Annotated in this window: 1 protein-coding gene; it reads left to right on the top strand. The window is 69.8% G+C overall.

Translation table 11 applies throughout. The features are described from left to right. Positions 1-2,236, top strand: a 2,236-nt coding sequence (locus ACT4N7_RS27055) for a type I polyketide synthase (protein WP_444831689.1), incomplete at both ends; no start/stop codon positions are given.

Below are 2,236 nucleotides of genomic sequence, written 5' to 3'. Positions count from 1 at the left end.
GCTGGTGTGTTTGGTGCGGCGGGGCAGGGGAATTATGCGGCGGGTAATGCGTTTTTGGATGGGTTGGCGCAGCATCGGCGAGATCTGGGTTTGCCGGGTGTGTCGTTGGCGTGGGGGCCGTGGGGTCAGGGTGTGGGGATGACTGGTGGGTTGTCCGATGCCGAGATGGGGCGGTTGTCGCGGTCGGGTATGCCGCCGTTGTCGGTGGAGCAGGGGCTGGCGCTGTTCGACGCCGCACTCGGCTGTGGGGACGCGGTGGTCGTGCCGGTCCGGCTCGACCTGGCCGCGCTGCGCGCCCAGGGTGAGGTCGCTTCGCTGCTGCGCGGCCTGGTTCGGCTGCGACCGCGACGGTCGGTCGCGGGTGGCGCGAGCGCCACGGCCGGACTGGTACAGCGGTTGTCCGCCCTCGGTGAGACGGAGCGCCTGCACGCGCTGGTGGACCTGGTGCGGGTCCAAGTGGCCCAGGTACTCGGGCACGCGGCGACCACCGCCGTCGACCCGACACGCGCGTTCCGCGATCTCGGGTTCGATTCCCTGACCTCCGTGGAGATGCGCAACCGGTTGAGCGCGGAGACCGGGCTGCGCCTGCCCGCCACGGTCGTGTTCGACTACCCGACCGCGGTGGCGTTGGCCGGCTACCTACTGGGTGAACTGTTCGACACCGAGCCCGCGATGTCGATTCCGGTGGGGTCGTTGCCGCCGCTGGCGGACGATCCGATCGTGGTGGTCGGAATGGCGTGCCGCTATCCCGGTGGCGTCCGCACGCCGGAAGACTTGTGGGCCCTGGTGAACGGCGGGGTCGACGCGATCACCGGGTTCCCCGCCGACCGCGGCTGGGACCTGGAATCCCTGTATCACCCCGATCCTGACCACGCGGGCACGTCGTACACGCGATCGGGCGGGTTCCTGCACAACGCAGGCGAGTTCGATCCGGCGTTCTTCGGGATGTCACCGCGTGAGGCGCTGGCCACGGACTCGCAGCAGCGGTTGCTGCTGGAGGTCTCGTGGGAGGCCATCGAGCGGGCCGGGATCGACCCGGTGTCGTTGCGGGGCAGCCAAACCGGCGTGTTCGCTGGCGTGATGTACAACGACTACAGCGCACTGCTCACCGACGAGGCTTTCGAAGGCCACCAGGGCAGCGGCACCTCGTTGAGCATCGCCTCCGGGCGGGTCTCCTACACCCTCGGCCTGGAAGGCCCCGCCGTCACCGTGGACACCGCGTGCTCGTCGTCGCTGGTGGCCATGCACTGGGCGATGCAGGCCCTGCGGGCGGGCGAGTGCTCCCTCGCCCTGGCAGGCGGTGTCACCGTCATGTCCACCCCGGGCGCGTTCATCGACTTCTCCCGGCAGCGTGGTCTGTCGCCCGATGGGCGGTGCAAGGCGTTCTCGGACTCCGCCGACGGTGTCGGCTGGTCCGAAGGTGTCGGCATGCTTCTGCTGGAACGACGGTCGGACGCCGAGCGGCTTGGGCATCCGATTTTCGCGGTGGTGCGGGGTTCGGCGGTGAACCAGGACGGCGCGTCGAACGGGCTCACCGCGCCGAACGGTCCGTCGCAGCAGCGCGTGATCCGCCAGGCTCTCGCGAGCGCCGGTCTGTCCACTGGGGACGTCGATGCGGTGGAAGCGCACGGCACGGGGACTTCGCTGGGCGACCCGATCGAGGCGCAGGCGTTGCTGGCCACCTACGGCCAGGACCGGGAGCGGCCGCTGCTGTTGGGGTCGGTGAAGTCGAACATCGGGCACACGCAGGCGGCCGCAGGCGTCGCGGGTGTGATCAAGATGGTGCTGGCGATGCGGCACGGGGTGGTGCCCGCGACGCTGCACGCGGACACGGCTTCGTCGCATGTGGAGTGGTCGGCCGGTGCGATGGCGTTGGCCACCGGCGCGGTGGAGTGGCCCGAGAGCGGTCGGGTGCGGCGGGCTGGGGTGTCGTCGTTCGGGATCAGTGGGACGAACGCCCATGTGATCTTGGAGCAGGTTCCGGCGTCCGTCGAGGTTGTCGCGGAGCCTCTGGTGGCGCCTTCGGTGGTGCCGTGGGTGGTGTCGGCGAAGTCGGTGGGGGCGTTGGATGGGCAGGTCGGGCGGCTTGGTGCGGTGGTGGGGGATCCGGTGGATGTGGGGTTGTCGTTGGTTGGGGGTCGGTCGGTGTTTGATCATCGGGCGGTGTTGTTGGCGGGTGCCGATGGTGTGGTGGAGGTTGCTCGTGGGGTGGCCGGGTTGTGTTCGGTGGCGGTGT

The sequence above is a fragment of the Actinokineospora sp. genome (assembly GCF_052390155.1).
Taxonomy (GTDB): domain Bacteria; phylum Actinomycetota; class Actinomycetes; order Mycobacteriales; family Pseudonocardiaceae; genus Actinokineospora.
The sequence above is the reverse complement of the archived record's forward strand: the minus strand, read 5'-3'. Positions and strand labels throughout refer to the sequence as shown.